The organism is Streptomyces sp. DSM 42067 (assembly GCF_055792885.1).
The window spans coordinates 957,648-980,551 of sequence record NZ_CM147706.1 but is presented as its reverse complement, the minus strand read 5'-3'; the positions used below and the strand labels follow the sequence as shown (position 1 = coordinate 980,551).

Genomic DNA, 22,904 nt, shown 5'->3' with positions numbered 1-22,904 from the left:
ATGTGACACGGAGGTTCCTTACGGAGGCAGATGCTCCGGAATAGTGACGCGCCGCGGAAGCAAGTTTCCGCATCCCAGAAATCGATAGGAGCTCCCGTGTCGCCGTCCGTACCGTCCCTACCGCGACGCGTCGCACGCATCTTGCGTACCTCACTGTTTGCGCAGGTCGCCTGCGCACTCCTGCTCGGAATCGTCGTCGGAAAGCTGTGGCCCGGCGTGGCCACAGATCTCCAGCCGCTCGGCGACGGTTTCACCCGGCTCATCAAGACGATCATCTCGCCCCTGGTGTTCTGCGTGGTCGTCGTCGGCATCGCCAAGGCCGGTGACCTGAAGGCGTTCGGCCGGATCGGGCTCAAGGCCCTGATCTGGTTCGAGGTCGCGAGCACGCTCGCCCTGCTCATCGGGCTCCTCGCCGCCAACGTCTTCCAGCCCGGCTCGGGGATGAACGTCGACCCGTCCACCCTCGACAGCTCGGCGGTCGACGCGAAGACGGGCGGCGGTTCACTGCCCTCGACGACCGAGTTCGTCCTGAACGCGCTTCCCACCAGTTTCATCGGCGCCTTCGCCGAGAACTCCCTGCTCCAGGTGCTCATCCTGGCCTGCCTGGTGGGCGCCGCGCTGCTGCACCTCGGCCACACCAAGGTGCCGCAGGTCCTGCCCGCCATCGAGCAGGCCCAGGAGATCATCTTCGCGATCGTCGGCTTCGTCATGCGACTGGCGCCGATCGCGGTGTTCGGCGCGATGGCCGTTCTGATCGGGCAGTACGGACTCGGCGTGATCGAGACGTACGCCAAGCTGATCATCCTGTGCTACGCGGCCGCGGCGTTCTTCATCGCACTCCTCGCCATCGCCCTCCGGATGGTCACGGGGCTCAGCCTCTGGAAGTTCCTGCGCTACATCCGTGAGGAGATGCTCCTCGCGCTCGGCACCGCCTCCACCGAGTCCGTCATGCCGCGTGTGATGCAGAAGCTTCGCAAGGCCGGTGCCCGCGATGACGCCGTGGGGCTGGTGCTGCCCACGGGGTATTCCTTCAACCTCGACGGCGCCTCGCTGTACCTGTCCATCGGCACGCTGTTCATCGCCCAGGCTGTGGGTGTGGACCTCAGCCTGAGCCAGCAGATCACCGTGATCCTGGTGCTCATGCTCACCAGCAAGGGCATGGCGGGCATCCCCGGTTCCGCCTTCCTCGCCCTGGCCGCGACCGCCTCCTCGCTGGGGGCGATTCCCGCCGGCGCCGTCGCCCTGCTGCTGGGCGTGGACCGCATCATGGACTCGATGCGCGTCGTCACCAACCTGCTCGGCAACTGCGTGGCCGTCTTCGCCGTGTCCCGGTGGGAAGGGGCGCTCGACCAGGAGCGGGCCAAGAAGGTGCTGGAGGGTGAGGTCGGGCCCGCGCCGGAGGCCGCCGACGAGACTGACGTGACGGCCGATGCGGTGGCTGAGGCCGCCTCGCCGGTCGTGGCGGAGGACGCGGCGACCGCTGTGCCCGAGAAGTCCGGGCCGCCGTCGGTCGAGGCCACGGCCAAGGAGGCTGCCCCCAAGGTGAGTTGAGAAACCCTGTCGAGACCCGTCGAGACCAGTCGAGAGACCCGTCAACGCGGGTCGAGGCAATCCCCGTGAAACAGCCGAGGGCCCGGCCGCCGTGCCGGGCCTTCGCCGTGCCCCGCCGCACACGGCGAGCACGGCGTCGGCAACGCCGCACACGGCGAGCACGGCGTCGGCACCGTGGTCGTCCGGGCCGTGACGGCGACGCTGAGATCAGCAGCCGCGCGCCTCCGCGTGAGGCACCCCGTCGACCAGCGCGGACAGCAGACCGGTGAGCAACTCCCTCTGCTCACCCGTCAGCGGAGCCAGGATGTCCTCGGCGGCGGTCCGGCGGGCATTGCGCAACTCCCGCAGCGCTTGACGCCCGTCGTCGGTGAGCTCGATCCGTATCACCCGCCGGTTGGTGGGATCCGGGACACGACGCACCTGTCCGCTTGCCTCCAGGCCGTCCACCAACGTCGTCACGGCGCGCGGCACCACCTCCAGGCGCTCGGCCAGATCCGCCATACGGGGCGGGGAACTGTAGTGCACGAGGGTGCGCAGCAGCCGGGACTGGGCCGGCGTGATGCCCAGACCGCACTGCTCCAGATGGCGCTTCTGGATGCGATGCACACGGCGGGTCAGCCGCAGAAGCTGCTCGGCGAGCAGGCCGTCGGCGTCGGGGGTGCTCATAACGGGAACGATATCAGGAGTTCGTTCATTGTGAGTATAGGTAACAATGAGCTATGCTCCCTTCGTTGCTGTCAGCCTGCTCGGCTCACGCCGTAGAACAAGCCGTAGAACAAGCCGTAGAACAATACGTAACCGCCAGAAGTGGCTTCCCGTTCGACCTGCGTCGGTGGAGCCGTAACACTCACACCCGTAGGAGCCCATGCATCCCGACGAACCCACCTGGACACCCCCGACACCCGATCCGGACCAGCCGCGACAGGTGCGCCGCATCCTCCGGCTCTTCCGGCCCTACCGCGGCCGCCTCGCCGTCGTCGGGCTGTTTGTCTGCGCCTCATCGCTGGTCTCGGTCGCCACACCCTTCCTGCTGAAGGAGATCCTCGACACCGCGATCCCGCAGGGCCGGACGGGCCTGCTGAGCCTGCTCGCGCTCGGCATGATCCTCAGCGCCGTCGTCACCAGCGTTTTCGGCGTCCTGCAGACCCTCATCTCGACCACGGTCGGCCAGCGCGTCATGCACGACCTGCGCACTGCCGTCTACGGCCGGCTGCAGCGCATGTCCCTCGCCTTCTTCACCAGAACCCGGACCGGCGAGGTCCAGTCGCGCATCGCCAACGACATCGGCGGCATGCAGGCGACGGTCACGTCCACGGCGACCTCACTGGTCTCGAACCTCACCAGCGTCGTCGCGTCCATAGTCGCGATGCTCGCACTGGACTGGCGGCTCACCGTCGTGTCGCTGCTTCTGCTTCCGGTCTTCGTGTGGATCAGCCGGCGAGTCGGCCGCGAGCGCAAGAAGATCGCTACCAAGCGGCAGAAGCAGATGGCCACGATGGCCGCCACCGTGACCGAGTCGCTCTCCGTCAGCGGTATCCTGCTCGGCCGCAGCATGGGCCGCGCCGACTCCCTCACCCGGTCCTTCGCCGGCGAGTCCGAACAACTCGTCGACCTCGAGGTGAAGTCGAACATGGCGGGGCGGTGGCGCATGGCCGTCATCACGATCGTCATGGCCGCCATGCCGGCCGTCATCTACTGGGCCGCAGGCGTGGCCTCGCAGCTCGGCGGCCCCTCCGTCTCGATCGGTACTCTCGTCGCCTTCGTCTCGCTCCAGCAGGGCATGTTCCGGCCCACGGTGAGCCTGCTCTCCACCGGCGTGCAGATACAGACCTCGCTCGCGCTCTTCCAGCGCATCTTCGAGTACCTCGACCTGCCGGTCGACATCACCGAGCCGGAGAGCCCCGTCCACCTCGACAAGGTCGTCGGCGAGATCCGTTTCGAGAACGTCGAGTTCCGCTACGACGACAAGAGCGGGCCCGTCCTCCACGGCATCGACGTGACGGTCCCGGCCGGAGGGGGCCTGGCCGTCGTGGGCCAGACCGGTGCGGGCAAGAGCACCCTCAGCTATCTGGTCCCCAGGCTGTACGACGTCACGGGCGGCCGGGTGACCCTCGACGGCGTCGACGTGCGCGACCTGGACTTCGACACGCTCGCGCGCGCAGTCGGTGTCGTCTCGCAGGAGACGTATCTCTTCCATGCGTCGGTCGCCGAGAATCTGCGGTTCGCCAAGCCCGACGCCACGGACGAGGAGCTGTACGCGGCGGCCAAGGCCGCCCAGATCCACGACCACATCGCGTCTCTGCCCGACGGTTACGACACGGTCGTGGGCGAGCGCGGCCACCGCTTCTCCGGCGGGGAGAAGCAGCGGCTGGCCATTGCCCGCACCATCCTGCGAGACCCACCCGTGCTGATCCTCGACGAGGCCACCAGCGCACTGGACACCCGTACCGAGCAGGCCGTGCAGGAGGCCATCGACGCTCTGTCGGCCAACCGGACCACGATCACCATCGCGCACCGGCTGTCCACGATCCGGTCCGCCGACCAGATCGTCGTGCTCGACTCGGGGCGCGTGGCGGAGAGCGGCACGCATGACGAGCTGCTCGAGCAGGACGGCCGTTACGCCGCCCTCGTCCGCCGAGACGCCCAACTGGAGCCGACAAGATGAAGATATGCCGGGTTTGTTGCTATGTGGGGGTTAGCGTGCCCGCATGCAGATCAACACTCCGCGACGGAGAAGGACCCGACTGACGCGCCGGGGCCGGATCGTCCTCGTTGCGACCGGAGCCTGCGTGGTGGCCGCCGCCGTGGCGGTTCCGCTGCTGCGCCCGGACATCGGCAACAGGCGGCCCGCGTCTCTGACGATCCCCGAGGGGTGGCGCACCAGCCAGGTGTACGCCGCCATCGACAAAGCTCTCGGCGTGCCGGCCGGCACCACCAAGAAGTCGATTCCAAAGGCCAAACTGAAGCTTCCGCCCGACGCAAGGGGGAATCCGGAGGGCTACCTCTTCCCGGCCACGTATCCCCTGAGCGGCAATTCGACCCCGGAGTCCGTGCTGTCGTACATGGTCAAAACGGCCAACGAGAAGTTCAACGGCGACCAGGTGGCCGCCGGACCCCAGCGCAACCCGATGAGCCTCTATCAGACCATCACCATCGCGAGCATCGTCCAGGCCGAAGCCGAGACCAAGGAAGACATGGGCAAGGTGGCCCGCGTCATCTACAACCGGCTGAACAGCGGCATGCCGTTGCAGATGGACTCCACCATCAACTACGCGATGAACCGCAGCACGCTGCGGACCAGCGAGAGGGACACCCAGATCGACAGCCCCTACAACACCTATATGCGTATGGGGCTGCCGCCCACGCCGATCGCCAACCCCGGCGAGGAGGCGATGCTGGCGACGATCAGTCCGCCGGCAGGGGACTGGCTGTACTTCGTGACGGTCAAGCCGGGCGACACCCGCTTCACCGCGAACTTCGAGGAACAGCAGAGGAATGTCGAGGAGTTCAACCGACTCCATCAGAAGGGCCAGGGCTCGGCGCAGAACAGCTGAGCGAGGGCGTTCGGGGATCCCGGTCCCTGGCCCGCGATCCGGGCCGGACCGGGACCGCAGCGACCGGCCCCACGACGGTCGGGACGGGCAGCGGACCGGGCGGGGACCGGACCGCGACCGGCCCCACGACGGTCGGGACGGGCAGCGGATCGGGCCCGTCGACCGGAAACCCTGAGCGGAACCCTCTGACCGGAACCCACCCGCGAGCGTCAGGCCGTCAGGCTTCAGGCAGCGACCTCGACCCGGTCCCGGTCCAGCAGCTGTCTGATGTCCCGTACCGCGGCTCGCCCTGCCCTGTTGGCGCCGATGGTGCTGGCCGAAGGCCCGTATCCCACAAGGTGGAGCCGCGGGTCGGCGGTCACGCGGGTGCCTTCCATACGGATGCCGCCACCCGGCGCACGGAGCCGCAGCGGGGCCAGATGGTCGATCGCGGCGCGGAAACCGGTCGCCCAGAGGATCATGTCGGCATCGACACGGCGTCCGTCGTCCCACTCCACGCCGTCCGGGGTGATCCGGTCGAACATCGGCAGCCGGTCCAGGATGCCGTCCTCGAGGGCCCGCCGGATCGCATCGTTCAGGGGCAGACCGGTCACCGAGACGACACTCCGTGGTGGAAGCCCCATCCGGACGCGTTCCTCGACAAGGGCGACGGCCGCCCTTCCGATGTTCTCGTCGAAGGGTTCGTCGCGGAAGACCGGGGGACGGCGCGTGACCCAGCTGGTCGCGGCCGCATACGGCGCGATCTCCATGAGGTGCTGCGTGCCCGACGCTCCACCGCCGACCACGATCACCCGCTGCCCGGCGAACTCCTGCGGACCGCTGTACTGCGCGGTGTGCAGCTGCCGCCCGCGGAAGGTTTCCTGGCCGGGGTAGCGCGGCCAGAACGGCCGGTCCCAGGTTCCGGTGGCGTTGATCAGCGCCCGCGTGGACCAGTTCCCCGCCGAGGTCTCGACCAGCAGCCGCCCGGCTTCCCCTTCGCGGACCGCGCGTACGTCCACCGGCCGCCGCACCTGTAGATCAAAGGTCCGCTCATAGGTGTCGAAGTACGTGCCGATGACCTCGGACGAGGGGCGCGAGGGGTCCGCGCCGGTCAGTTCCATACCCGGCAGAGCATGCATCCCGTGCACCTTGCCGTAGGTGAGGGTGGGCCACCGGAACTGCCAGGCGCCGCCCGGACGTGGCGAGTGATCGAGGACGACGAAGTCGCGGTCCGGCTCGAACCCGGTGCGGCGCAGGTGATAGGCGCTGGACAGACCTGCTTGACCAGCGCCTATGACGACCACGTCCACCTGTTGTGCCGCGTTCGCGGACCCCTGGTCCGCCGCATCGGCATCCCTCTCGCGCACCGCGTCACCCGCCTCGATGTCGTTCACGTTTCTACTAACCCCACCGGAGTCCGGGATCTTCCCAAGGGCCCGGGGCCTCAACCACCGCGCCGGCGGCGCGCCGATGCCGGGAAACCGGCGAGGATGGAGGCATGTCCGATGCCTTCACCACGCGTGTTCTGAACGTTGCCACCGGCTCCCAGGAGACCGTCGTCGATCTCACCCGCGACTGCGAGGCCTTCCTGAGGGAGGCCGCGGGTGGCCGCGACGGCCTGCTCAATGTGTTCGTACCGCATGCAACCGCCGGGATCGCGGTGATCGAGACGGGCGCGGGAAGCGACGACGACCTGCTGGCCGCGCTGCACACCCTCCTGCCCGCGGACGACCGCTGGCAGCACCGGCACGGCAGCGCCGGTCATGGCCGGGACCATGTGCTGCCCGCCCTCGTCCCGCCTCACGCCACGTTTCCCGTGATCGGCGGGAGCCTGGAACTCGGCACGTGGCAGTCCGTGTGCCTGGTCGACACGAACAGGGATAATCCCAACCGTCAGGTGCGGCTGAGCTTCCTTGGCTGACGCATGTGACGGGACTGTAGCGTCGAATTCCGGCCGCGCCGAATGCCCCTTGGCCCGTGCATGAACAACCCGTGAGCGTCATGTTCCTGGGCGCGGTCGGCATTTGAACCGCGACCTCTTCGTCCCGAATGAGGTTCGATCAAGATCGAGACCGGGCGGCTTGCTGTTTTATCTGGTCAAGGCGTTGGAGTGCGGTGGCCTCGGGCGGTCTGGAGGGGGCTTGGGGAGCGAGTTGGCTCCCAGATGGCTCCCAGCAGCTCAGCGGCCAGAGGCCGCTGAGCCGGCCCCTTACCGCCGTGTCCGCCATGACCGACCGCGGCGAGCAGATCGACCCTGCGCTGAGTCTTGTGGAGCTGGCCCGGCGCTCCACAGCAGGCACGAACAATACGACATGCAACGCAAGGGTCAATCCTGCCAGCCCGTGACCTGCCCTGAACCGGGACTTGCGCGATGTCTATGTCTCAGAGCTACGACTGGTTGCACGCCCAGGTGGGTAGTCCTCACAGAAAGTAATGACTCCGACTGGTTGGCCGCCGGAGCGGTCCACGGAGCCCTGTCCGAGTCCCGCCCTACCTGGGGCTCGTTCGATCTGGTGCCATGGCTGGGAGAGCGGGGAGGGACCATCGGGTTGGGGGCGCTGTGGGGACATCCACGCGATGGAAGGGACCGAACGGCGACCAGTGGGGTTCCGCTGCGAGGCGGCTGGCGCGCTGGCGAGACAACTCGCGCGACGCGGATCAGCGGCTGGAGGAGATCGCCGCGGACCACCTGAGTGCCCTGCACGAGACGCTCCGTGTCGATCAATCGGCTTTTGGGTTGTACGACACGGCCTGTGCGGCCGGTGAACGGCTCGCCGGGGTCTTGGGGGCGCTGGCCGCAGTGGGCGCGGAGTCGGGGGACGCGCTCGTCGCGCGTCTCGTCTCGGATGTCGGTGGGAACGGCGGCACACTCGCCGACGCCGCGGTGCGCAGAGGGGTCGCCGCGGCGGTACGGGATGTCCGGGACAGACATCCCGAGTTGGACGACGCCATGGGTGGAGGTGCAGCGGGCGGCGGCTTCGCCTGGGACATCCTGTGTGACCTTTACCAGTTGTTCTTCGCCGACATGGTGGCGGAGTTCCTCCGGTCCGTTGTCGCCGAGCACATCAAGCTGGCCGTGCCGGTGCTCATCGCGACGGATCCGGAAGGCAGGATCGCCGACTGGGTCGCAGAGAAGGTGGTGGACCTGGTGCCGAATCCCTGTGAGGAGTCCGCCGAAGCGACGGATCTCGCAGAGGCCGTGGACACCGCACAGTCTGTGGCAGGCGCTCTGCAGGATCCCTCGGCTGCGCTGCCCAAGATCGCCGAGTCACTGGTACCGCGGGCAGTCGGAAAGGTACTTGGGCTCATCACAGAGGAGATCACCGGAGAAGAGGGAGCTGCGGCGTGACCGGTTCCCACCCTTTCCTGTGGTGGCGTGGCCCCCGCGGGGACCGGCCTCGCGATGACCGCTGGACGGAGATCGGCGAGGAATCCTTCCAGGAAAAGGAGCGCCGCATCACCGGCCGGCACCATCTGCCCGGTCCGGTCCCTGACTGGGCCGAGGACCTGTTCCGCGTCGCCAGGGCCGCGTTCATCGCCGACAAATACGTCCGCCGGACCGGCGTACAGGATCGATGGACCCGCCGCATCAGCCTCGCCGTGCCCGTCACAGAACACGAGCAGTGGCAGAGCGCAGCAGTCCGTACCCACCTCACCACACTCCTCCAGATCCTCACTGGGGACCTCTGGGATGTGGACTTCCGGCCTCTCACCGGTCACCACGTCGAGGAGGCGTTGGTCTCCCCTGACGACACGCGCGCCTCGGAAGTCGCGCTGTTCTCCGGCGGACTTGATTCCCTCAGCTGGGCCGCCACCCGCTCGCGTGCCGACGCCCCCCGGCCGCTGCTGCTCGTGATGTTCCGGGAGATCGGCCTCCTGCGTCTCCAACAGCGGGTTTACAAAGCCGTCGAGCGACTGGACGGACCTCGGCCGGTGATGCTGCTACCGATGAGCCAGACCCCGGCGGGCGATGGCTCCGGGCTGCGGCTGGAAACCTCTTCCCGCACCCGCGGCCTGCTGTATGCGGCGGGCGCGATCCGCGCTGCTGCCGCGCACGGGGTGGGCACCGTCCACATCCCCGAGAACGGCCAGCTCGCTCTCAATCCGCCCCTGACGCCAGCGCGTTCGGCCGCCTGCTCCACCCGTTCCGTGCACCCGTGGACGCTGCGCAGTCTGAACGCCCTGGTAACCGCCGTGGGTGACGCCGGGAGCGTGGTACGGGTGGTCAACCCCTTGGCGCGGCTGACGAAAGGCGAGGTCTGCAAGGCCGGACGCGATGCTGGCCTTACCGCATCCGACCTGGAGTACACCCTGAGTTGCGGAAAGCCGCCCGCGCGCCGCAGTGGCGGCCCTCCCATCGCCAACTGCGGTGTCTGCTTCCCGTGCCTGGTGCGCCGCTCCGGGCTACTCCAGGCAAACGGCACCGACAGTACCCCGTACGAGGCATTGCCATGGGCGAATGACCTACCACCTGACCGGGGTACCGACTGGCGCGCACTGCAGCGGTGGCTGCTCGGCCGGTACACCCTTACGGATCTCCTCACCGATACGCCGCTGCCGCCGGACACGGACCCGGTGGTGGCCTTCGAATTGATCAGGCGCGGGCGGGAGGAGTTGACCCGACTGCTTCAGATCGCCGATGCGGCTGAGGTCGCTGGCGCGGCGTAGGCGGTAACGTCGGGGCGACTCAATGCCGCCCTGGTGCAGGCTAGTTGGGACGTATTCTTCTCTCTGGGTTGAGAGCTGTGGCAGGAGTGACGGACTCGCACCCACTCTGCCGTGAGCGTTGGGCAGCAGAGGCGATAGGGGGAGACGTCGTGGAGATTCAGATCACGGTCGATGCGCCGGGTGACGACGCGGCGGCACATGATCTGTACTACTGGCTCAGGCAGGATCGCGAACTCCGGCGTCACGCGGAGGCCGAACTGGCACGGGCCTCTGAGACGCCTGACCGCATGAACGCGGGCGAGACCATCAACATGTTCGTCAGCAATGGAATTGCCGCGGCAAGCTTGTTGGTGAACATCGTGGTCGCCTGGCGAGCAGCTCGCCCTTCGCAGCCCGGGGCCGTGACCTTCGAACGCGACGGCATGACGGTGACCGTGCACGATGGGTCGGACGAAACCTTGCGCCGAGTCGTAGAGCTGCTGGCCTCCGAGCCTCACGGCGGAGCCCCAGAGGGCACCGGCGCGGGACAGCCGTCGGCACCGTCGGTTTCAGGGAATCGGTGATGGGGCTGCCGAACCCCGACAGAACTCGTGTGGTGCTGATCGGAGCGGACGAGTATCAGAACTTCCCGGACCTGCCAGCGGTGCGCAACAACCTCACCAGGCTGGCAGAGCTGTTTACGTCCCCGCACCGTCTACCGCTGAGTGGTCGGGGATCACGCTCGCCTGCAATGTGGACACCCGTCAGCAAGTAGATGCTGCCTTCGCGGCGGCGGTCGCGGCGGGCGCCATCACTCATGGCGTGTCGCCGGCCGAGCGGGTCCGAGGTTTAGCCGGCGGGGATCTCGTGCACCGAAGTGACGCCGTCGGGCAGGCGGAAGAGGAGCACGTCCCAGCTCATGGCGGCCTTCCGAGTAGGAGTTGAGGAGTGTGGCTCTGGCGGCGGTCATAGAAATGGGGGCGCCTTGGATCGGCCGACTGTGGTCGGCTCCGTGTCTCGCGTCCGTCAACCGCCCGTGAGTAGGCGCTCGCGCTCGGCCGCCACGATCTCCCGTGCCAGCTCAGCGTCCGTGATATCGAATGCTTCCGGGGCGCTGTCGGCGGTTTCGGAGACGCGGGCAAATTCCGCGAAGAGTTGGTTCTTGCTCGCCAGGATCTCAATGATGCGCGGGTCGACGCCTTCTTCGGAGAGCAGGCGATGTACTTGTACCGACTCCAGCTGCCCCATCCTGTGGGAGCGGCCGATGGCTTGCCATTCGGTCGTCGGCTTGAGCTGGGGCTCGCAGATCACGACGACCGATGCCGACTGAATGTTCAGACCGACGCCGCCTGCCACGATCTGCGCGACGAGGACTGCCCCGTGGCGGGCTTGGGAGAACTCATCAACCATGCTCTGTCGCTTCGCGGCGGGAACGGAGCCGGTAAGGGGCCCGAACACCTTTCCCGGAAGGACCGACGCCACTTCATCGAGCACGTCACGGAAGTACGAGAAGACCAGCACCTTGCGCTCGTTGTCCTCTGCCTCCTGGACGATGTCGATGAGGCGCTGCATCTTCTCGGACTTGGCGCCGGCGCGTAGCGCGGCCTGGCGCATGGCCATGAAGTTGCCTTCGATGACAGCCGCTCGGTAGTGCTGCTCGTCGGCGCTGGACATCGGCAGCCACTCGTCGACTTCGAACCGCTCCGGGAGCTCGGTGAGGACGTCTTCCTGATTGCGCCGCAGGTAGGCCGGTGCCACCTGCTTCCGGAACTGGCGAGGAGCGATTTCCGAGGCACTGATCGACAGGTCTGGCCGGAGGTAGCCGACGAGATTGCGGAATTCCTCGATCCGGTTCTCCAACGGGGTGCCGGTCAGTAGGATCGCTCGCTCCGAGCTCTTGATCAGGGCCGTGGAGCGCCGGGTTCGCTGGGCGTCCGGATTCTTGATGTAGTGCGCTTCGTCGAACACCAGGCACGCAAGTTCGGCGCGTTCGGGGATCCGGCCTTCCAGCCAACCGAGGATGTCGTAGGTGGTGACCGCGACTCCACCGTTGCGGATCCAGGACTTCAGCGCGTCGTCACGACCGGGCCCGTGCAGGCGATACGCGCGCAGATCGGACTTGGCCTGGACTTCGCGCACCCAGTTGGTCACGACAGCGGCTGGGCACACGACCAGGAAGTGGGAGGAGCCCTTGGCGCGCAAGTGGGCGAGTACGGCGAGTGACTCGACCGTCTTTCCCAGACCCATCTCGTCGCCGATGATGACCTTCCGTTGCACGATCGCGAAGCGGGCACCGAATGACTGGTATCCACGAAGGGACGCCTTCAGATGGCTGGTGTCGAGCTTGAGTTCCCTGACCGCCTCGACGATTTCGGTCGGTAGGTCGCCGTGGCTCTTCTCGGCGTCGTCGGCCAGGAATCCGAGCTCCGCGAGCATCGCGTAGTAGTCGGCCGGGCGGGCGATGAAATCCTCCCAAGGATCACCGCCTGCGGCGGCGTCCCCGCCCTTGAGGAGCGCACCGCGGCGCTCGACGGCCGCAAGCGCGGTACGCAACTCGGCGACGGTCCGGGCCTGGGGGACGAGAACCACGTGGGAGGCCTTGGAATCAAGGCTTTGGAGGAGTGGCCGAACCGCGTCGGCGGCAGCGAGGTCGGCTCTCGCGCTGTGGATCGAGCGTGCCGCGTCCCAAGCCCGCATCGCCTTGAGGAGCTTTGTGGTGGCGTGGGATCGGTTCTTGATGTCGATCCGGACCGGCATCTCGTCCAGCGTGGTCTGCCAGATGGTCCGCGCGGCGCCGAGCATCCGGTTGCCCGTCGTCTCACCGACTCCGGGGAGCGATCGAATCCGTGACTTCTGGTCGAGGACCTGCTGCACGTTCCTGATCCCGGCATCGATCAGCGCCGCGATGCGCAGTTGGCCGCTGGTCGCGTCCTTCAGCCGTTCGACGGGCATTTCGGCGACCAGCTTGCGAGCCTCGTCCTGCCGGACGGCATTGCCGGCGGCATTGACTGCCGTTCTGAACTCGTTCTCGCGCTGCAGGGCTCGATCGATCGCGCTGATCGCGGTCTTAGCGGCGTCCAGTTCATGCCGCCCGACGAGTTCGGCCCGGTCGCCGAGGCGCTGTGCGAAGCCGACCGCGTCATCGAGGATGGCCGAGGGCCCGATTGCGGGGAGAGCCTTCCCGTTCCATGCTGCCAGGCTTTCCAACTCGGTGACGAGTGGGGTGCTCGCAGCCCACTCGTGGAGGGATATCAGGTATGCCGCAGCTTGCCCTGCTTCGTCCTTGCGGGTCTTGCCCGAAAATATCCGGCGGGCACCGAGCAGTGCCCGGACGGCCGTCAGCGCCCGGCCAGCGTCGTTTGTCAACTGGTGGATGCCCTGCTGGGCATTCGCCGTGAGCGCCGGAAGAGCCTGACGGCAGGCCAGGGAGGTCACCAGGTCGACATCAGACGGCGAGACCTGTAGTACGCGCCATGCGGTGGTGGCTCCGGTCCCGAGAGAAGCCACTCGGCCGAGGAACTGCCTGGCCGCGTCTTCCGCCGCTGCCTCGACGGGCTCGCGTTCCTCGACGATCCTCGCCGCAAGCTTGCGCCACCCGCTGACTTCCTCCACCACACCACGAAGGTGCTGACGTTCTTCTCGCTCCATTGCCCCCGCCGACTCACATGACCTCTGCGAAGATTAGCGACCCCGGGTTGACGAAGTCGACGGGACCACAAAACCGCCGGAACGCCCGAGTAGCGTTCGCAGGCTGCCAACCAGGAGGTTCTGTACGTGCTGCTCGAGGAGCTCAAGCCGGGTCTGCGGATCGACGGACTCATACCGGCGGAGATCGTCACGGTCATCGCCGCCCAGTGGCACGGTACGAACGCACTCGAGCTGACCTACAAGACCGCCGCGGGCGGCCTCGACCAGCGGGTCGTCTTCCGAAAGGACGAGGACAAGCTGAGCGTCGCCCGCAGCGGCAGCCGCGCCTTCGACGCGAACGCAAGTGACTTCAAGCTGGTCGCCGAGGCTCAGCGGATCTCACTCGCCGGCCTGTTCGACCCGATGCTCGCCGTGGCGACCAGTGACGTTCAGCCGCTCCCGCACCAGATCCGCGCCGTGTACGGCGAGCTTATGCCCCGTACACCGCTGCGCTTCCTGCTCGCCGACGATCCGGGCGCAGGAAAGACAATCATGGCTGGGCTCTACATCAAGGAGCTCCTGCTGCGCGATGACGTCAAGCGGTGCCTCATCGTGGCTCCGGGAGGCCTGGTCGATCAGTGGCAGGACGAGCTCTTCTTCAAGTTCGGCCTCCGCTTCGACCTGCTCACGAACCAGTTCATCGACTCCCAGGTCCATCTCAACGTCTTCGAGACCAACCCGCTTCTGATTGCTCGCATGGACCAGCTCTCTCGTAACGAGCACCTGAAGGCGCAGCTTCAGGAGACGGAGTGGGACCTGATCGTCGTTGACGAGGCGCACCGCATGGGTGGCCACTACTTCGGTGGCAAGGTGGAGAAGACGAAACGGTTCCAGCTTGGCGAGATGCTCGGCGAGATCACTCGCCACCTGCTCCTGATGACAGCGACCCCGCACTCGGGAAAGGAGGAGGACTTCCAGCTCTTCCTCACCCTGCTGGACCGTGACCGGTTCGAGGGCAGGCAGAAGAGGAGCGTCGACGTCAGCGGGGTCATGCGGCGCATGATCAAGGAAGACCTGCTTACCTTCGAGGGCAGGAAGCTCTTCCCCGAGCGCATTGCGGAGACCGTCCCCTACGAACTCACGGCACTCGAGTACGACCTCTACGAGGACGTCACCCACTATGTCCGCGAGGGGATGAACCGCGCCGACCGCATCGGTGGCACACGCAAGAACACTGTCGGTTTCGCGCTCACCGTTCTGCAGCGACGCCTGGCCTCCAGCCCCGAGGCGATCTACAAGAGCCTCGTGCGGCGTACCGAGCGCCTGGAGCGCAAGAAGCAGGAGATCCTCAACGGTACCTATCGCGAGAGCATGCCCACCATCGACCTCGCCGACTTCGACAATGGCGACCTCAATGCCGAAGAGATCGAGGAGACTGAGGAGGAACTGCTCGATGCCGCGACGGCGGCGCAGACGGTCGATGAGCTCAACGTCGAGCTCATCGAGCTGAGGGCGTTGGTGAAGACGGCGCAGCGGGTTCGAGAGGCAGGTACGGACCGCAAGTGGACCGAGCTGTCCGCCCTCCTCCGAGACCACGCGCTGGTGACAGACGCCAATGGGCGGCCTCGGAAACTCATCATCTTCACCGAGCACCGCGACACCCTCCAGTATCTGCAGGGCAAGATCGGGTCGCTTCTGGGCAAGCCCGATGCCGTCAAGGCTATTCACGGCGGCGTACGCCGGGCCGAGCGGCGGCAGATCACCGAGGAGTTCACCAAGAACCGCGACGTTCAGATCCTGCTGGCCACCGACGCCGCCGGCGAGGGACTCAACCTGCAGGCCGCACACCTGATGGTCAACTACGACCTGCCCTGGAACCCCAACCGCATCGAGCAGCGCTTCGGCCGCATCCACCGCATCGGCCAGGAGGAGGTCTGCCGGCTCTGGAACCTCGTCGCCTCCAACACCCGCGAGGGCGAGGTTTTCACGCGCCTGTTGGAGAAGCTCGACCAGATGCGCGAGACGTACGGCGGGAAGGTCTTCGATGTCCTGGGGGAGGCGTTCGCCGAGACCCCGCTGCGAGACTTGCTGCTCGATGCCATCCAGTACGGTGAGCAGCCAAATGTCAAGGCTAGGATGTACGAGGTCATCGACAGCACCGTCGGAGACGGCCTCAAGGGCCTCATAGACGAGCGTGCACTCGCTTCGGAGTACCTCTCGGATGCCGATCTTCGCGCCCTGCGCGCTGCGATGGACGAAGCCCGCGCCCGACGTCTTCAGTCGCGCTACATCGAATCGACTTTCAAGGACGCCTTCACCCGGCTCGGCGGCCGGATCGTCAAGCGCGAACAGGGGCGTTACGAGATAGCCAACGTGCCCCAGCACATCCGCTCAGCAGGCAACGGACCGATTGCCACCAAGTACGACCGCGTCACCTTCGACCTCAGCCACGTCCAGCCTGATGACCGCGCCCGCGCCGACCTGCTCGCCCCCGGCCACCCGCTGCACGACGCCGTCATGAACGAAACCATCCGGAACTTCGGGGGCGCCCTTAACCAGGGCACCGTCCTCGTCTCGGCCACCCTCGAAGAACCGCACCTCCTCGTCGGGGTTGTCGAAGAGGTCGCGGACGCCACCGGTGAGTCGGTGGCCCGACGTTTCGCCTACGCCTTCGTCGACAGCCACGGCACCGTGCACCCGGCCGGCCCCGCGCCGTACCTCGACTGCGCCGCGGCGCCCAACGGCGCAGCGACCGACATCGCACGCGGACTCCCCTGGCTCGCAGACGCCGAAGACAAGGCAACCAGCTGGATCATCGCCAACCAGCTTCCCGAATACCTGGCCGAGGTCCAGCCCCGTCGCCTGGCAGAGTTGATCAAGACCCGGGCACTGGTGACCAAGCGCCTGACCTCGGAGAGCGAGCGGCTGCTCCTCGATGCTGCGGCGGCCTCCGAGAAGGAACGGAGGGGCGAGAAGCCCAAGTCCTCCGAGAGCCTCCACCGCAAGGCTGTCGAGCTCGATGTACGGCTTCGGAAACGTCTCGCACTGCTCGACCAGCAGCAGCTGATGTCGACGAAGCCACCGCAGATCCTCACCGCGGCGCTTGTGCTGAGCGTTTCCGACCTACCCTCTTGCGAGTAAGAACGCTTTTGTGTGATCACGAGGAGGGCGTGAAGCGCGGCGGTAATACGGTTCGGGCTGATCCTCAACAGTCGAGCACCCGCCGCCAGCGCCCGAGTTCGGCGAAGACGCGCTCGGCAGGGGCGCGGAGCCGGCGAGGGCGGAGTTGGCCTACTTCTCCCAGCCGTTGTGTCCCTGGCCCTTCGGGCGTTGATGGGAGTGCACACAGTGCCGGGCGGAGCCGGAGTCTGCGGTGGTCTCCACGTCGGCGTCGGTGACGGTCCTGGGCGATGCCGCCGGCATGGGCCGCCATCAGGTCGTGGGTCGATCTCGGGCGCGCGGCGCCGAGAAGGAGCAGTTCGCCGCTGTCAGAGCTTGGGCATTTACGCCATGGTCGTGGTGCTTGCCGCTGTAGACGGGGTCGCGGTGGCCTGCGTGGCCAGGCCGGCGCAGCGCCAGGTTGGGATCAGGGTGCCGTCCAGCAACAGGCGGCGCTCTGCGCCCGAGGCCGCGAGCCTCGGGCAGGGTGGGCGCGAGCGGAGCGAGGACCTCGATGCCCTCGTGCGCCGGGCCTGTAGAACCGAGGGACAGTGGGTGGCAGCTTACGGCAGGCGCCAGCCCGCCGGCACTGCCTCTGCTGCGCCAGCAGCTCGTTCGGGTCGGTACAGCAGCCCGCACATAACAACCTCATCACCGGTTCCCACGTACCGCTGTACAGAGTCGCCCACCAGGACTGGGGCCTGGAGACCCCTAGCTATGCTGCGGGTTGTCTTCGCGAGGTTGGTCACGAACAGGGACAATCCCAACGTCAGGTGCGGCTGAGCTTCCTTGGCTGACGCATGTGCGGGACTGTAGCGTCGAATTCCGGCCGCGCCGAATACCCTTGGCTCGTGCGTGATCAGCCCGTGAGAGCAGCGCTTCTGGCCCAGTTCCGTGGACAACCCCAGGAATGCGCCGCCGATCCCGAGAACGGGCGAAGTGCTGCCGTTCTTCGCCTCGATCGAAGCGACCAGTCCCCTGCTGTGCCGAGGATGGACCGCACGGTCGATGACGGCTACATCGCATCCGTGTGCGACCCGAGAGCTGCCGAGGACGCACACGCCAAGGTGGATCTCCAGTTGCTTCTGCAGACCGGGGAAGGTCACCAGCGCATAAGTGAAGTCGCCCGACCATAGGTTCCCCGGGGCCCGGCGGAACCAGACCCGGCCCTGAGCAAACAAGCGCGCTAGGCCATAGTCCGGCTGCATTAGGCCACCTCATCCTGATGATGAGGAACGCGTACCTCCCGGGCCAGCCGGCGTCAGTCGCGCCAGGGCTTCGTCGTATGCATCAGCGTTGCTGGGGACGAGATCCTTCATCTGCTCGAAGAATTCACGGCCGCTCTCCTTGAGCTGCTCGAGGAAGAGGTCTTCTTCAACCGCTGCCTGACGCCCCTCGGTTGGCCAGTTCAGCGAGACGAGGACTTGTCCACCTCCAATCCGCTTGAAGGTCAGTTTGATCGGCTGATCTGGAAAATAGGTATACGCCTCGTCCTGCGTGCGGAGCTCCTCGACCATGTTGCAGATATACGCCCAGAGTTGGTCGACGTAGTCCCACAGCTCTCGGTCGAGGATGGGGACTCCGTGCACGGACAGGTCGATGGCACCGTCGATGTAGTCCGGGTCGCGCGGCGCCGTGGCCTCGGTGACGAGAGTGAAGCCTTTGCTCGGGTTCCCGAGGTAGGAGGCGATACTGACGGCTGCGTAGCTGCTCATTATTCGAGGGTCCCTGGGTAAAACTGGCCGACGCGTCCCCGGTTGATGCCGAGGACGTAGTCCACGCCATTCACTTTTCCTTGGATTTGGAACATCTGAGGGTTGCCCGGTTGGGTCAGTTTCTCCCTGTTCTGCTTCAGGGTATCGTGGATGGCGTGTTCCACCTCCTCGACTGTCATTTTCCGGTCGAAGAAGGATTGATTGGCCTTTACTGAGCCGTCCCAGTACTCCGGGTGGTGGCGCTCGAGGATGTGCGCCATTCCAGACTTGTCCAGCTGATACGGGTTATTACCGAACTGATAGCGGTTGCTTTGCCAGTCCTTGAGTGCATTCTCCACCTTGCAGGTGAAGAGACCGAGGGGGTCGGTCCACGTGTGCGGATTGGTCACCCACGCCACTGGGTTGGGTGCGGGCCCGAGGCCCAGGGGGTCAGGGCTGGTGTAACGGGCGGTGGCGGGGTCGTAGTGGCGATGGTGGTTGTAGTGGAGACCAGTTTCGATGTCAGCGTACTGGCCGGGGTGGCGAAGTGGGGTGTGGGCGGTGGCGTCGCGGGCAACGGCGGTGGTTCCCCACAATGTCCTGCGGGTGCGCCAGGCAAAGTCGCCGTCGGGGGTGACGAGTTCGGTGGGGGTGCCGACGAGGTCGGTGATGATGGCGAAGAAGCGGGTGTCGACAGCTTGCTGCGTGTCTGAGGTCAGGGCGCGCTCGGCTTGAGCGACAGGCGCGAGGCCGCTGTATTCCCAGGTCATGGAGACCGGGCGGACGCCCGGACCCGTGGTGGTCTGTTCGATGAGCTGGGTGCCGTCCCAGGTGAAGACGACTTCCTCGACGACTTGGTTGTCGCCGTCAACGCGTTGCTTTGCTGTGCGGCGTCCGAGGGGGTCGTAGCGGTAGGCCCAGGTAGTGCCGTCGGGGGTGGTGCAGGTGGTGAGGCGGTCTTCGGCGTCCCACGTGTAGCGCCATACATCCGGCTTGTGGGACAGGCGCGTCTTCCGGCGTTCGATGACACGGCCGGCCTCATCGTGGACGTACGTCCACCGCCCCGCCTTGGTGATCCGGGTGCCGGTGAACTCACGTGTACCGAGGGCCGATTCGCCGTGGGATTCGGGCCATGCGGCCTGGGTGAGGTTGCCCGCGGTGTCGTATGCGTACGTTTCGGTCCAGCCTTGGCCGGTGACGTGGGTGACACGGCCGGCGCCGTCGAGGCGGAAGCGGCGGACGCCGTTGAGGTGGTCGGTGAGGGCGGTGAGAAAGCCGTCCGGGCGGTACTCGTACGTCCGTTCCTGCAGCACTCCGGCCCGGTCCGCCGGGCGGGGACCGTTGGTGACAGCGTCTGCCGTCACGGTCTGGCCAAGGAGGCGTCCGGCGGGGTCCCAGGTGTTGGCCCAGCACAGGGCGGTGTCAACGGTGCGGTGGGTTTCCCGGCCCGCGGCGTCGAACTGTGAGTCGAGGGTGTGCCCGTCCAGATCGACGCTCACGCGGTTGCCGACGGCGTCGTACGCGTAGGCAGTCACTACTCCGGCAGGGGTGGTTCTACGCACGATTCGCCCGAGCGCGTCACGGTTGTAGGTGAGGATCCGACCTTCGTGCATTTCGGTACGGAGGCGGCCCATGCGGTCGCGTTGCAAGACCAACTCGGACTCCAGCGTTTCGGCGGAGACGAGTCGTCCGGCGGGGTCGTAGGTGTAGTGAATTTCGTCCCCGTCTGCGTTCTTGGTGGTTATCCGGCCGAGGAGGTCGCGTTTGTAGCTGACGGACTGGCCCAGAGCGTTGGCGCGATGCCGCAGGCGGCCGGCGTCGTCGTGGGCGTAGAAGAGCCGACGGCCGTCGAAGTCGGTCTCGGCGGTGACGAGACCGGTTGGGTCGCACTCGTAGTCCCAGGTCAGCCCCTGCGGGTTGGTGACCTGGCGGAGCCGGAGCTCGGTGTCGTAGGCGAACTGGTGGCGGGCGCCGTCCGGGTCCACCCGGGTCTCGAGAAGGTCGAAGTGCGTGTAGGCGTACTCCGTCACCCCGCCCATGGGGTCGGTGTGGCGGAGAAGATTGCCTTCGCCGTCCCACTCCCACATCTCGACGGAGCCGTCCGGACTGGTCCGCTGGGCAAGCTTCCCTTCGGGCGTCCAGGAAAAGTGCGTGGTGTTGCCGAGAGGATCGGTTACGGCTGTGGGGCGTCCGAAAGCGTCGCGTACGTACGTGGTGGAGGCGCCGAGAGAGTCTGTGGTACGCACCGGCAGGCCGGTGGGGTTGCTCTCGACGCGCATGACCTGGCCAAGCGGGTCGGTGACCGCCGCGAGGTGCCCCCGCTCGTCATACGCCAGCGCGGTCGTGGCGCCATCCGCTGATTTGACACGGGTGAGGCGTCCTGAGCTGTCGAAGCTGTGTCGTGTAACGCGACCGTCCGGAGCTGTCTGCTCGATCGGATTCCCAGCCGCGTCGTAGGTCGCCGAAGAGGTCGTTCCGTCTGCGTGACGTATGCGCACCGGACGGCCGTGATCGTCGTACTCGGAGACGACGGTTGCGCCGACGGGGTCAGTCTCTCTTACGGGCCGGTGCTGGTCGTCGTAGGCGGTGCGAGTGGTCCGCCCGGCCCGGTCCGTTTCGGCGACGATCCGGAGTTTCGCATCGATGGTGAAGAGGGAGGTGTGGCCGAAGGAATCGGTGACACGGGTGGTCGTGCAACCAGGCTCACGGCTGTCCAGTCCGTACTCGAAACGGGCCCGTAGATGCCCCGCCTCGCCCTCGTGATGGACACACCGGTCTTCGTCGTCGTACGTGTACGAGAACGACCGGTTGTTGCTGTCGGTCCAGGTGACGATCCGGCCCAGCTCGTCCACCTCGAAGCGGGTGGCGCGGTTTTCGGAGTCGGCGACAGAGGTGAGGAAACCGCGGCCGGAGTACGCGTACGTGCGCAGCCGCACCGGCCCGTCGGGGGTGGCCAGCGCAAGGCTGGTGATGCGGCCGTGGGCGAGGGTGAAGAGGACCTCGTAGCCGCCGGAGTGGGTCATCGAGTGGGGTTGGCCGAGGTTCCATTCGACGGAGATCCAGTTGCCGAGCCGGTCGGATATGGAGGCCAGCTTCGCGATGCCGTCGCCGCCGGGGGCGACACCAGTGGGGGCTTCGAACGTGCGGGTGACCCTGGCGACGGGGTCGGTGAGCTCGTAGCTGCCGTCGGGGTGCCGCTCCAGCGTCCAGGGGATGCCCTGGACCGGGGTGACTGGGAGGCCTGGTGCCGGGTGGGGGTAGGCGCGCACGCCGCCGTCGGCGGCGACGTGGACGACGCCCTCGGCATCGATCTCGAGGCGTTCGTCGATCGTGGACGCCCACGCCGGGCCGAACCAGCCACCGTTGCGGTAGGCGGATTCGAAGGTGCGCGTGAACTCCAGCGGGAACGTCCCCTGCAGGGACACATCGGTCTGAAGGAGGACCATCCGGCCGGTGGCCATGTCGACGGGTTCGTTTCGCAGGACCTTGCAGTTCAAGTCGCGGGCGAGGTCGTCGAGGCGCTCGCGTACGGATTTGCGGGCGGCTTCCTTCGCGCCCTGTTCGATCGCTTCCTTGCCCGCGCCCTTCAAGCCGGCTTTCAAGCCGCCTTTGACGGCGCCGCCTGCGCCTTTGCCACCGACGAGTTCGATGGCGATGCCGCCGAGGGCTTCCGCAGGGTCGCGCCAGTTCTGGTTCTTGATGATGCCGACGAGGCGTTCGGGGTGGGCGACGGTGGAGGCAAGGCCGGTAAGGACGCCGTTGACGTTCTGGAGGTACTGGCCGGGGTGGGTCAGGTTGTACGGGTCGGTGGGGTTGAGCATCCGTACCAGGCCGACCGTCTCGCCGACGGCTTTGAGGGCGCCGCCGGTGAGGTGCATGCTGTTGAGGACTGTGCCCTCGACCATGTCACGGCCCATCGAGGCGGCCAGCTGCATCGCACCGGGCGGCTCCGGGGTGAGCCGGACGAGGCCCATGATGGTGTCCTTGGCACGGCGGGCGGCGTCATCGCGCTGATGCCGGGCCTCCGTCACCATGTGCTGAGCCTGCTCCATGGCGGCTCGTCCCGGGTCCTTGAACGGCGCCGGCCTCGGGCCGGGGTCCTGGCCGGACTCGTTCTTCCGGTTCCACTCGTCCGCCTTCGCGTTGTACTCCGCGACGGCCTTGTCGGCCAGTTCCTTGGCCTGTTTGTACGCCGCAATCGCTTCCTTGGCCTCACCCTGGGCCCACTGCACGGTCGACGCGTACTGGACGAGGGCCTTCGAGGCCTCCTCGCAGGCGTCGGCGGCGGACAGCCAGAACTTCGGCTGCGGCTCGAACTCCGCGCGGAACGAGTCCCCGGCCTGCCCTTCCCAGCCGTGGACGTCCAGGCCCTTCATCCCAGTGCCCAGCCGGTCGAACGCCTTGAAGAAGTCCCGCAGATGCTCCGCCCGGTCCGTCAGCTTCTCCACGTCACCGTGGATGATCTCCTTCGGATCCTCGGTCTCGCCGAGCTGCCGTTCGGCGACGTCCGCGCCGAGCTTGTCCGCTGTCCACTCGGATGCGTCCCGTACCCCCTCGGCTGCGCCGTCGAGTCCTACGGCGTCGAGACCGTCGGCGGTCTTGTCGCCGGCCCATTCGACACCGTCGCCCACGGCCTCGAGGCCGTCCTTCGCCGCGCCGGCGGCGTCGTTGATAAAATCCCCCAGTCCCACGG

Annotated in this window: 13 protein-coding genes; 8 read left to right on the top strand and 5 right to left on the bottom strand. The window is 66.9% G+C overall.

The genetic code is table 11. The features are described 5' to 3' along the window. The first annotated feature begins 96 nt into the window (after positions 1-96). Positions 97-1,551: a cation:dicarboxylate symporter family transporter gene (locus ACSMXV_RS04750; protein ID WP_473176445.1), complete on the top strand. Its 1,455-nt coding sequence runs from the start codon at positions 97-99 to the stop codon at positions 1,549-1,551. 207 nt (positions 1,552-1,758) lie between these two features. Here the strand turns inward: ACSMXV_RS04750 and ACSMXV_RS04745 are convergent, their stop codons facing one another. Then, positions 1,759-2,217, bottom strand: coding sequence for a MarR family winged helix-turn-helix transcriptional regulator (locus ACSMXV_RS04745; protein WP_473176444.1), 459 nt, complete (start codon positions 2,215-2,217; stop codon positions 1,759-1,761). Between the two features lie 199 nt (positions 2,218-2,416). Here ACSMXV_RS04745 and ACSMXV_RS04740 point away from each other — a divergent pair, with 199 nt between their 5' ends. Together ACSMXV_RS04740 and mltG are read left to right on the top strand one after the other, a co-directional pair. Then, positions 2,417-4,216 carry an ABC transporter ATP-binding protein gene (locus tag ACSMXV_RS04740; protein WP_473176443.1) on the top strand — a complete coding sequence of 600 codons (1,800 nt, stop codon included), beginning with the start codon at positions 2,417-2,419 and terminating at the stop codon, positions 4,214-4,216. Between the two features lie 43 nt (positions 4,217-4,259). Continuing rightward, complete coding sequence (gene mltG / locus ACSMXV_RS04735) at positions 4,260-5,105, top strand: endolytic transglycosylase MltG (protein WP_473176442.1); 846 nt, start codon at positions 4,260-4,262, stop codon at positions 5,103-5,105. 224 nt (positions 5,106-5,329) lie between these two features. Here mltG and ACSMXV_RS04730 read toward each other — a convergent pair whose 3' ends face one another. After that, the gene (locus tag ACSMXV_RS04730) at positions 5,330-6,394 is read right to left on the bottom strand and encodes an NAD(P)-binding domain-containing protein (RefSeq protein WP_473179236.1); all 1,065 of its coding nucleotides are present in this window, start codon (positions 6,392-6,394) and stop codon (positions 5,330-5,332) included. A 188-nt stretch (positions 6,395-6,582) separates the two neighbouring features. On the opposite strand from ACSMXV_RS04730, the gene ACSMXV_RS04725 reads away from it, so the two are divergent. The 4 genes from ACSMXV_RS04725 to ACSMXV_RS04710 all read left to right on the top strand — a co-directional run bounded on the left by ACSMXV_RS04725 (position 6,583) and on the right by ACSMXV_RS04710 (position 10,315). Beyond that, positions 6,583-7,005 (top strand): secondary thiamine-phosphate synthase enzyme YjbQ, encoded by a 423-nt coding sequence (locus ACSMXV_RS04725; RefSeq protein WP_473176441.1) that lies wholly within the window; start codon positions 6,583-6,585, stop codon positions 7,003-7,005. 816 nt (positions 7,006-7,821) lie between these two features. Beyond that, positions 7,822-8,433 carry a hypothetical protein gene (locus ACSMXV_RS04720; RefSeq protein ID WP_473176440.1) on the top strand — a complete coding sequence of 204 codons (612 nt, stop codon included), beginning with the start codon at positions 7,822-7,824 and terminating at the stop codon, positions 8,431-8,433. After that, on the top strand, positions 8,430-9,752 hold the full coding sequence (locus ACSMXV_RS04715) for a 7-cyano-7-deazaguanine synthase (RefSeq protein WP_473176439.1): 1,323 nt from the start codon (positions 8,430-8,432) through the stop codon (positions 9,750-9,752). The genes ACSMXV_RS04720 and ACSMXV_RS04715 overlap by 4 nt, the downstream gene beginning before the upstream one ends. A 149-nt stretch (positions 9,753-9,901) precedes the next feature. Further along, positions 9,902-10,315 (top strand): effector-associated constant component EACC1, encoded by a 414-nt coding sequence (locus ACSMXV_RS04710; RefSeq protein ID WP_473176438.1) that lies wholly within the window; start codon positions 9,902-9,904, stop codon positions 10,313-10,315. Positions 10,316-10,757: 442 nt separating this feature from the next. Here the strand turns inward: ACSMXV_RS04710 and ACSMXV_RS04705 are convergent, their stop codons facing one another. After that, positions 10,758-13,166 carry a DEAD/DEAH box helicase gene (locus ACSMXV_RS04705; RefSeq protein ID WP_473176437.1) on the bottom strand — a complete coding sequence of 803 codons (2,409 nt, stop codon included), beginning with the start codon at positions 13,164-13,166 and terminating at the stop codon, positions 10,758-10,760. 339 nt (positions 13,167-13,505) lie between these two features. Between ACSMXV_RS04705 and ACSMXV_RS04700 the strand changes: the two genes are divergently transcribed. Then, positions 13,506-16,499, top strand: coding sequence for a DEAD/DEAH box helicase (locus ACSMXV_RS04700; RefSeq protein ID WP_473176436.1), 2,994 nt, complete (start codon positions 13,506-13,508; stop codon positions 16,497-16,499). A 1,235-nt stretch (positions 16,500-17,734) separates the two neighbouring features. Here ACSMXV_RS04700 and ACSMXV_RS04695 read toward each other — a convergent pair. Together ACSMXV_RS04695 and ACSMXV_RS04690 are read right to left on the bottom strand one after the other, a co-directional pair. Beyond that, positions 17,735-18,232, bottom strand: a complete 498-nt coding sequence (locus ACSMXV_RS04695; RefSeq protein WP_473176435.1) for a hypothetical protein — start codon at positions 18,230-18,232, stop codon at positions 17,735-17,737. Next, the gene (locus ACSMXV_RS04690; RefSeq protein ID WP_473176434.1) at positions 18,232-22,902 is read right to left on the bottom strand and encodes a putative T7SS-secreted protein; all 4,671 of its coding nucleotides are present in this window, start codon (positions 22,900-22,902) and stop codon (positions 18,232-18,234) included. The genes ACSMXV_RS04695 and ACSMXV_RS04690 overlap by 1 nt, the downstream gene beginning before the upstream one ends. Positions 22,903-22,904 lie beyond the last annotated feature (2 nt).

Excerpts from the sequence above, each read along its gene's own strand:
- ACSMXV_RS04745 (WP_473176444.1), bottom strand. The coding sequence starts at position 2,217 with ATGAGCACCCCCGACGCCGACGGCCTGCTCGCCGAGCAGCTTCTGCGG.
- ACSMXV_RS04740 (WP_473176443.1), top strand. The coding sequence starts at position 2,417 with ATGCATCCCGACGAACCCACCTGGACACCCCCGACACCCGATCCGGAC.
- ACSMXV_RS04725 (WP_473176441.1), top strand. The coding sequence starts at position 6,583 with ATGTCCGATGCCTTCACCACGCGTGTTCTGAACGTTGCCACCGGCTCC.
- ACSMXV_RS04695 (WP_473176435.1), bottom strand. The coding sequence starts at position 18,232 with ATGAGCAGCTACGCAGCCGTCAGTATCGCCTCCTACCTCGGGAACCCG.
- mltG (WP_473176442.1), top strand. The coding sequence starts at position 4,260 with ATGCAGATCAACACTCCGCGACGGAGAAGGACCCGACTGACGCGCCGG.